Origin of the sequence: Levilactobacillus parabrevis ATCC 53295 (assembly GCF_001434055.1) — a bacterium.
GTDB classification, from domain to species: Bacteria; Bacillota; Bacilli; order Lactobacillales; family Lactobacillaceae; genus Levilactobacillus; species Levilactobacillus parabrevis.
This window is the reverse complement of record NZ_AZCZ01000103.1, coordinates 1-839: the sequence shown is the minus strand read 5'-3', so window position 1 is coordinate 839 and position 839 is coordinate 1. Positions and strand designations below refer to the sequence as shown.

At 35.6% G+C, this 839-nt stretch carries 2 protein-coding genes; both read left to right on the top strand.

Going from position 1 to position 839, the window contains the following annotated elements:
- Positions 1-114 precede the first annotated feature (114 nt).
- Positions 115-369 carry an AbrB/MazE/SpoVT family DNA-binding domain-containing protein gene (locus tag FD07_RS11930; RefSeq protein WP_020089318.1) on the top strand — a complete coding sequence of 85 codons (255 nt, stop codon included), beginning with the start codon at positions 115-117 and terminating at the stop codon, positions 367-369.
- A complete protein-coding gene (locus FD07_RS11925; RefSeq protein ID WP_020089319.1) occupies positions 366-755 on the top strand; it encodes a type II toxin-antitoxin system death-on-curing family toxin in 390 nt (129 codons plus the stop codon). The genes FD07_RS11930 and FD07_RS11925 overlap by 4 nt, the downstream gene beginning before the upstream one ends.
- The last annotated feature ends 84 nt before the right edge of the window (positions 756-839 follow it).

Here is an 839-nt window from a genome sequence, read left to right as displayed (position 1 = left end):
GCATCTTGTCAGCAGCTTCCGGCAAGGATTAATTCTCCGAGTAAGTGTTATAAATGGGTTTCGTATGTACTAGAGGATATAATGTATGTACATAAAGTGAAGGAGCGACTTGTCATGATTAATCCAGAAGATTTAAATGAATCGGTAAAGCTTTTTAAGAATGGAAATTCCTACGCTTTTCGACTCTCAAAAAAGGATCGTGAATTTTTAAACGTTGATGGAGAAACAACTTTTGAAAAGATTATCTCTCCTGATGGAAAAGAAGTTACCTTTAGAAAGGTTGAAAACGTTAGGCCAAATATTTTAGAAGCTGCTAATGATCTGTTTGATGAGCACGCTGATTTAATGAAACGACTAGAAGACTTATGATCTTTTTGACTAAAGAAGAATTTATAGAAATTAATAAGCTGGTTTTAGATCACGCGCAGAGTCAGTCATTTGGCATACAATATCCACAAGGGTTAGATATTGTTGTTGAACAGCCGCAACAAGTAATCTTTGGCAAAGAACTCTATCCCAACATCTGGATTAAGGCGGCATTCATCGTACAAAAGATAACAAGAAAGCATATTTTTATGGATGGCAATAAACGAACGGCGCTCTTGTCAGGATTGACTTTCCTAAAGATTAATGGGTATAGATTGGGCTTCAGTGATGCTGAAGGTGAGAACCTAATATTAAGTGTGATAAATAGTCCAGATAATGAAGAAATTATGCTTACCTTAGCGGAGTGGGTAAAGAAGCATCAGTCTTAATCCTCTTTTTAGATGTCATATATATTTCACAAAGATCTATATTACAGATCAGATAGTCGATTTTAAAATTTTACAGGAGGCGGG